The following is a 7,384-nucleotide window of genomic DNA, read 5'->3' as shown; positions in this document are numbered from 1 at the left end:
CAGACACACACTCTTGTTCGCGTCCACTAAGCAGTTCCCAACCAACAAACCCATCCCAGGGCGACATGCCCCGGGGGTTTGATGAGGTTGAAAGAGTTACGGCGGCCATAGCGAAACGGGAAACACCCGGTCCCATACCGAACCCGGAAGTTAAGCCTTTCAGCGCCGATGGTACTGCAACCGAGAGGTTGTGGGAGAGTAGGACGCCGCCGGACAAACATTTGGCAGGGGCCACCAGTGATCTGGTGGCCCCTGCGCCATTTCTGGCGCGGTATGAGTAGCGTTGCCCCCGTACGGGGTGTCGAGGCGTGGAGAAGGGAAGTGCGGCTGTGGCCGAGGACCGTCGAGGACAGGGACCGTCACGAGGTGGGTCCGGCGGCGGACGAGGTGGCTCGTCCGGCGGTGGCCGCGGCAGCTCGTCGTCCCGCGGCGGGTCGCAGGGCGACTCGCGAGGCGGCTCGCGCGGTGATTCCCGAGGCGGATCCCGCAGCGACTCCCGTGGCGATTCTCGTGGTGACTCCCGCGGCGCGAGCCGATCCGGGGACACCCGTGGCAAGTCCGGCGGCCGTGGCCCGTCAGGCGGCAAGCCGACGGGCGGCAAGCGTCCTGCCGGCGCCCAGCAGCGCGGGCCCCGGGATCGTGCCCAGGAGAAGGAAGCCCGCACGGCTGACCAGGCGGCGTACGACGGGCCGGACCTGCCCGAGAACATCACCGGCATCGAGCTCGACCGGGGGGTCCGTGCCCAGCTGAAGGGCCTGCCCGAGAAACTCGCAGCCCGCGTCGCCAGGCACCTGGCTGCCGCCGGAGCCTTCATCGACGAGGACCCCGAGCTCGCCTACCGTCACGCCCTGGCCGCCCGTGCGCGTGCCTCCCGCATCGCGGTCGTCCGCGAGGCGGTGGGGGAGACGGCCTACGCCGCCGGCCACTACGCCGAGGCGCTGGCCGAGCTGCGTGCCGCGAAGCGGATGAACGGTGCGACGGACTACCTCCCGATCATGGCCGACTGTCACCGAGCACTCGGCAATCCCGAGCAGGCGATCAAGCTGGCCAAGACCCCGTCCGTCGCCAACTTCAGCACCGAGGCGAAGGCCGAGATGACGCTGGTGGAGGCGGGCGCCCGGCGCGACATGGGCCAGCTCGACGCTGCCCTGCGCACCCTCGAGCTCGCGCCGCTGACGTCGAAGAGCCGTGCTGCCTGGGTGGTGCGGTTGCGCTACGCCTACGCCGACACGCTCGAGGCGGCCGGCCGTGAGTCGGACGCGCTGGCGTGGTTCCACCGCACGCACGCGATCGACTCCGACGAGCTCACCGACTCCGCCGAGCGCGCAGAGATCCTCGAGCGCCGCCAGTCCTGACCCCTCCTCATCGGCGTGACTGCTGGCGCTCGGGCGCCACATGGGTCACAATGGGGCCACTAATCACATACGTGTCACTCAACTCTTTGAGCACTGACGACAGAACGCTGGGGAAGGCGCATCTGGAGCGTCGGAACTCAAGGAGGTCACAGTGACCACACGCATTGCTTCCCGTCCGGACGGTCCGGCCACGAGGGGCATTCTTTACGTGCACTCTGCTCCCTCTGCACTCTGCCCGCACATCGAGTGGGCCGTGGGCGGGATCCTCGGAGTCGCCGTCTCGCTCGACTGGACGCCGCAGCCTGCCCAGCCGGGGTCCTACCGTGCCGAGCTGTCCTGGACCGGCTCAGGTGGCACCGCAGCGGCGGTGGCCTCTGCCCTGCGTGGTTGGAACCACCTGCGCTTCGAGATCACCGAGGAGCCGACGAGCTCCACCGAGGGCACGCGCTTCTCGTGCACGCCCGACCTCGGGATCTTCCACGCCATCACCGGGCCGCACGGCGACATCCTGATCCCCGAGGACCGGCTGAAGGCCGCGGTGGTGAAGGCCGCCCTCGGTGACACCACGCTGCTGCTCGAGATCGACAACCTGCTCGGCAAGCCGTGGGACGACGAGCTCGAGACCTTCCGGCACGCCGGCGAGGGTGCTCCGGTGCGCTGGCTGCACCAGGTGGTCTGAGGACGCCCCTCAGAGGGGGATGTTGCCGTGACGGCCGCGGCGTACGCCGGCCGTGTCGATCTCGTGCCGCATGGCGAGCGCGATCGCGCTGCGCGTGCGGGTGGGCTCGACGACCTCGTCGACGACCCCGATCTCCACGGCCTTGTCGACGCCGCCGGCGATCCGCTCGTGCTCGGCGGCGAGCTCGGTCTCGACCTGCGGGCGGATCTCGGGGGAGACCTCCGCCAGCTTGCGTCGGTGCAGGATCCGGATGGCCGCGACGGCGCCCATGACGGCCACCTCGGCGCCCGGCCACGCGAAGACGCGGGTGGCACCCAGGGAGCGGGCGTTCATCGCGATGTAGGCGCCGCCGTAGGTCTTGCGGGTCACGAGCGTGACGCGCGGGACGACGCACTCACCGAAGGCGTGGAGCAGCTTGGCGCCACGACGTACGACACCGTCCCACTCCTGGCCGACGCCGGGGAGGTAGCCGGGCACGTCGACGAGCACGATCAGCGGCACCCCGAAGGCGTCGCACATGCGCACGAAGCGGGACGCCTTCTCGGCTGAGAGCGAGTCGAGGCAGCCGCCGAGGCGCAGCGGGTTGTTGGCCACGACGCCGACGGTGCGGCCGCCGAAGCGGCCGAGTGCGGTGACGATGTTGGGGGCCCAGCGGGCGTGCAGCTCCTGCATGGTGCCCTCATCGAGCAGGCCGTCGACGAGCGGGTGCACGTCGTAGGCGCGCTTCCTGGACTCCGGCAGGAGGGCGCCGAGGTCGCGGTCCTCGACGGACTCGGCCGCGAGGCTGCCCTGCGCGCCGAGGAGGGAGGCCACCGTGCGGGCCCGGTCGAGCGCCTCGCGCTCGGACTCGGTGAGGATGTGCACGACGCCCGACCGGCGGCCGTGCGGCTCGGGGCCGCCGAGGCGGAGCATGTCGACGTCCTCGCCCGTGACGGAGCGGACGACGTCGGGGCCGGTGACGAAGATGCGTCCTTCGGGGCCGAGGATCACCACGTCGGTGAGCGCCGGGCCGTAGGCGGCGCCGCCGGCGGCGGGGCCGAGCACGACGGAGATCTGGGGGATGACCCCGGAGGCCTGGGTCATCACCTGGAAGATGCGGCCCACGGCGTGGAGGGACAGCACGCCCTCCGCGAGCCGGGCGCCACCGGAGTGCCAGAGGCCGATGATCGGCACCCCGTCGGTGAGGGCGCGGTGGTAGGCGTCCACCACGACGCGGCAGCCGACGTCGCCCATGGCGCCGCCCATCACCGTGGCGTCGCTGCAGAAGGCGACGACGGACGTGCCGTCGACCCGTCCGACGGCGGCGAGCATCCCCGAGTCGTCGTCGGCGGTGATCAGCTCGAGGGTGCCCTCGTCGAGCAGCGCCGTGAGCCGGTGGACCGGGTTGCGCGGGTCCTGGTCGCGGGGCAGCTTGGCGGGCTTCGTGGCCGTCGTCGTCACGGGGAGTCCTCTTCCGGTTCTCAGACGCTGCCGAAGGCGACCGCGACGTTGGCGCCGCCGAAGCCGAAGGAGTTGTTGAGCGCGACGATGTCGCCCTCGGGCAGGTCGCGCTTCGACGTCGGGATGTCGAGGTCGACCTCGGGGTCCTTGTTGTCGAGGTTGATCGTCGGCGGGCTGACGCGGTCGTGGAGCGCCATGACGGTGGCCACGGCCTCGAGGGCGCCGGCGCCACCGAGCAGGTGGCCGGTCATCGACTTGGTGCTCGTGACCACGCAGCGGTCGACGTGCTCGCCGAGGACGGCGTGGAGCATCAGGCCCTCGGCGATGTCGCCCTTGGGCGTCGAGGTCGCGTGGGCATTGACGTGGACGACGGTGGCGGGGTCGACGTCGCCCTCGCGCAGCGCCATCTTGATCGCGCGGGTGCCGCCGCGACCCGCGGGGTCTGGCTGCGCGATGTCGTGGGCGTCGTTGCTGATGCCGGCGCCACGCACCTCGGCGTAGATCTTCGCGCCGCGGGCGCGGGCGTGCTCCTCGGACTCGAGGATGAGCACGGCGCCGCCCTCGCCGAGGACGAAGCCGTCGCGGTCGGTGTCCCAGGGGCGGGAGACGGTGGTCGGGTCGCCACCCTCCTCGCTGCCGGTCTTGGACAGCGCCATCATGTTGGCGAACGCTGCCATCGGGAGCGGGTGGATCGCGGCCTCGGTGCCGCCGGCCATGACGACGTCGGCGCGGCCGAGGCGGATCAGGTCGATCGCCATGGCGATGGCCTCGTTGCCCGACGCGCAGGCCGAGGTGGGGGCGTGGACCGCCGCGCGGGCGCCGTACTTGAGGCTGACGTTGGCCGCCGGGGCGTTGGGCATGAGCATGGGGACGGCGAGCGGGGAGACCCGGCGCGCGCCCTTCTCGAGGAGGATGTCGTAGTTGTCGAGGAGCGTGGTGACGCCGCCGATGCCGGAGGCGAGTGCCACGCCGAGCCGCTCGGGCTCGAGACCGGAGTCCTCCAGGCCCGCGTCGGCCCACGCCTGCTCGGCGGCGACCATGGCGAACTGGCTCGACCGGTCGAGACGGCGCGCCTTGACCCGCTCGAGGACCTCGGACGGCTCGACCGCCACGCGGCCACCGATCTTCACCGGGAGCTGGTCGACCCACTCGTCGGTGAGGCGCCGGACGCCGGAGGTGCCGGACAGCATCGCCTGCCACGTGGAGGCGACGTCCCCGCCGACGGGGGAGGTGGTGCCGAGGCCGGTGACGACTACGCGGGTCGAGGGCATCTGATGTGGTTCCGTTCTCGCTGGGGATGAGGTTCCTGGGTCACGGGGGCCGGGGCTGGACGCCGGCCACCCGTGACGCGGGGGAGAGCGTCAGCCCTGGGCGCGCTCGATGTAGGCGACGGCGTCGCCCACGGTCTTGAGGTTCTTGACCTCGTCGTCGGGGATGGTCACGCCGAACTTCTCCTCGGCGGCCACGACGACCTCGACCATGGAGAGCGAGTCGACGTCGAGGTCGTCCACGAAGGACTTGTCCAGCTGGACGTCGTCGGCGTCGACGCCGGCCACCTCGTTGACGATCTCGGCGAGGTCGGCGCGGATTTCTTCGGTGCTGGCCATGGGGCCTTCCCTTCTTCTGGTGCTGCTTGGGCTGGTCTGTGGGTGGTGCGGGTCAGGGGACGGTGACGACCTGGGCGGCGTAGGACAGCCCGGCGCCGAACGCGATGAGCAGGGCGGTGTCACCGGACTTCGCCTCGCCCTCGGCCATCATCCGGTCGAGCGCGAGCGGCACCGACGCGGCGGAGGAGTTGCCCTGGTCGGCGACGTCGCGGGCGATCTTCACCGAGGCGGGCAGCTTCATCGATCGCGCCATGGCGTCGATGATGCGCATGTTGGCCTGGTGGGGCACGAAGACGTCGAGCTCGTCGAGCGAGACCCCGGCCGTGTCGAGCGCCTGCTGGCCGATCTTGGCCATCGCGAAGGAGGCCCAGCGGAAGACCGGGTTGCCCTGCATGGTCAGGTGCGGCATCACGCCGGAGCCCGGCTGGGTGTCGGTGCCGACGACGTCGCGCCAGTCCTCGCGCTGGCGGATGAGGTCGAACTGCTCGCCGTCGGAGCCCCACACGACCGGTCCGATGCCCGGGGTGTCGCTCGGTCCGACGACGGCCGCTCCGGCCCCGTCGGCGAAGATGAAGGCCGTGCCACGGTCGGTGAGGTCGAGGATGTCGGTGAGCCGCTCCACCCCGATCACGAGGACGTAGCGGGCGCTGCCGGCGCGGACGATGTCGGAGGCCAGGGCGATGCCGTGGCAGAACCCGGAGCAGGCCGCGGAGATGTCGAAGGCGGCCGCGCCGTCGGTGCCGAGCTCGTGCGCGACAGCCGTGGCGACGGCGGGCGTCTGGAGCAGGTGGCTCACGGTGGCCACGACCACGCAGTCGATCTGGCCGACGTCGAGCCCGGACCGCTCGATCGCGATCCGCGAGGCCTCGACGGACATCATCTGCACGGACTCCTCGGGACCGGCCCAGCGGCGCGTCTTGATCCCGGAGCGCTGCTGGATCCACTCGTCGCTGGAGTCGATGGCGTCGACGACCTCGGAGTTGGGGACGAGGCGGGTCGGGCGGTAGGCCCCGACGCCCATGATGCGTGCGTGAGGGGCGCCCGTGCCGCCGGCGATGGCGGCCATCAGTGGGTCCCCTCCGGGTGGAGCCGCAGGAGGGGCTGGCCGGGGGAGACGAGATCGCCGTCCTCGACGAGCCACTCGACGACGGAGCCGCCGTGCGGCGCCGTGATGTCGATGCGGTCGCGCAGGCTGGCCACCGCGCCGATCACGGCACCGGGCTCCAGCACGTCGCGCTCGACGGCCTCGGAGGACAGGTGGAACGTGCCCTTGGCGGGCGAGACGACCATCCGCCACGTCGGCGTGGTCTCGATCATCGACGCCTCGCCGTGCTTGTCGCAGAACGCGCGTGCGTCGTCGAGCTGGTCGGGCGTCTTCAGCGCAAAGGTCTCGACGCCCTTCAGCGCGCGCTTCGCGATGCCGGTGAGCGTGCCGGCGGGCGGCATCTCCAGGATGCCGGTGACGCCGAGGTCGCTCATGGTCTCGAGGCAGAGGTCCCAACGGACCGGGTTGGAGATCTGCCCGACCATGCGGCGCAGCACGTCGCGGCCGTCGTGGACGACCTGGCCGTCACGGTTGGAGATCACCGGCGTGCGCGGGTCGTGGGTGGAGACCGACCGGGCCAGCGAGGCGAGGCGGTCGACCGCGGGTGCCATGTGGACGGTGTGGAACGCGCCGGCGACGCTGAGCGGCATCAGGCGCGCCTTGGCGGGCGGGTCCTCGGCGAAGGCCGCGAGCTGCTCCGTCGTACCGGCTGCGACGACCTGGCCGGGGCCGTTGTCGTTGGCGGCGGTGAGGCCGTGGCGCTCGATGACCGCGAGCACCTCGTCGCGGTCGCCGCCGAGGACGGCGGTCATCCCGGTGGCGGTGGTGGCGGCCGCGTCGGCCATCGCGTTGCCGCGCTCGCGCACCAGCACCATCGCCTGCTCGGCGGTGATCACCCGGGCGCCCGCCGCGGCGGTCAGCTCGCCCACGCTGTGGCCGGCGACCGCGCCGATGCGCGCGAACGCGTCGGCGGGGTGCGGGAAGAGGTCGAGCGCCGCGATCAGCCCGGTCGCGACCAGCAGCGGCTGGGCGATCTTGGTGTCGCGGATCGTGTCGGCGTCTGCCTGGGTGCCGTAGTGGGCGAGGTCGATGCCGGCAACCGTGGCCAGCCAGTCGAACCGCGCGGCGAAGGTCGGGTCCTCCAGCCATGGCGTGAGGAAACCGGGGGTCTGGGCCCCTTGACCGGGGGCGACGATGACGAGCACACGTCCACTGTGCCGGGTGGTGACCGGTCGGCGCGGGTCCGACGCCGACGAAT

Annotated in this window: 7 protein-coding genes and 1 rRNA gene; 3 read left to right on the top strand and 5 right to left on the bottom strand. The window is 71.8% G+C overall.

Annotation, left to right across the window (positions count from 1 at the left end; all coding sequences use genetic code 11):
- The first annotated feature begins 97 nt into the window (after positions 1-97).
- The 3 genes from rrf (at position 98) to ACXJKB_RS14055 (ending at position 2,034) form a co-directional block, all read left to right on the top strand.
- A 5S ribosomal RNA gene (gene rrf, locus ACXJKB_RS14065) occupies positions 98-215 on the top strand.
- Positions 216-308: 93 nt separating this feature from the next.
- Positions 309-1,355 (top strand): tetratricopeptide repeat protein, encoded by a 1,047-nt coding sequence (locus ACXJKB_RS14060; protein WP_457189345.1) that lies wholly within the window; start codon positions 309-311, stop codon positions 1,353-1,355.
- A gap of 199 nt (positions 1,356-1,554) precedes the next feature.
- On the top strand, positions 1,555-2,034 hold the full coding sequence (locus tag ACXJKB_RS14055) for a DUF3145 domain-containing protein (protein ID WP_457189349.1): 480 nt from the start codon (positions 1,555-1,557) through the stop codon (positions 2,032-2,034).
- A 9-nt stretch (positions 2,035-2,043) separates the two neighbouring features.
- On the opposite strand, the gene ACXJKB_RS14050 is transcribed toward ACXJKB_RS14055, so the two are convergent.
- The 5 genes from ACXJKB_RS14050 to ACXJKB_RS14030 all read right to left on the bottom strand — a co-directional run bounded on the left by ACXJKB_RS14050 (position 2,044) and on the right by ACXJKB_RS14030 (position 7,331).
- Positions 2,044-3,474, bottom strand: coding sequence for an acyl-CoA carboxylase subunit beta (locus tag ACXJKB_RS14050; RefSeq protein ID WP_457189343.1), 1,431 nt, complete (start codon positions 3,472-3,474; stop codon positions 2,044-2,046).
- Between the two features lie 20 nt (positions 3,475-3,494).
- A complete protein-coding gene (fabF, locus tag ACXJKB_RS14045) occupies positions 3,495-4,745 on the bottom strand; it encodes a beta-ketoacyl-ACP synthase II (protein ID WP_457189341.1) in 1,251 nt (416 codons plus the stop codon).
- A gap of 90 nt (positions 4,746-4,835) precedes the next feature.
- Positions 4,836-5,081: an acyl carrier protein gene (locus tag ACXJKB_RS14040; protein WP_172260204.1), complete on the bottom strand. Its 246-nt coding sequence runs from the start codon at positions 5,079-5,081 to the stop codon at positions 4,836-4,838.
- 52 nt (positions 5,082-5,133) lie between these two features.
- Complete coding sequence (locus ACXJKB_RS14035) at positions 5,134-6,147, bottom strand: beta-ketoacyl-ACP synthase III (RefSeq protein WP_457189339.1); 1,014 nt, start codon at positions 6,145-6,147, stop codon at positions 5,134-5,136.
- Positions 6,147-7,331 (bottom strand): acyltransferase domain-containing protein, encoded by a 1,185-nt coding sequence (locus ACXJKB_RS14030; RefSeq protein ID WP_457189337.1) that lies wholly within the window; start codon positions 7,329-7,331, stop codon positions 6,147-6,149. Before ACXJKB_RS14030 ends, ACXJKB_RS14035 begins: the two co-directional genes overlap by 1 nt.
- Positions 7,332-7,384 lie beyond the last annotated feature (53 nt).

The organism is Nocardioides sp. P5_E3, assembly GCF_054049275.1.
Note: the sequence above shows the minus strand (reverse complement) of the source record. Positions and strands in the feature narration are given on the sequence as shown.

What these genes read in the sequence shown, in the direction of transcription:
- fabF (WP_457189341.1), bottom strand. Translation starts at nt 4,745, where the DNA reads ATGCCCTCGACCCGCGTAGTCGTCACCGGCCTCGGCACCACCTCCCCC.
- ACXJKB_RS14040 (WP_172260204.1), bottom strand. Translation starts at nt 5,081, where the DNA reads ATGGCCAGCACCGAAGAAATCCGCGCCGACCTCGCCGAGATCGTCAAC.
- ACXJKB_RS14035 (WP_457189339.1), bottom strand. Translation starts at nt 6,147, where the DNA reads ATGGCCGCCATCGCCGGCGGCACGGGCGCCCCTCACGCACGCATCATG.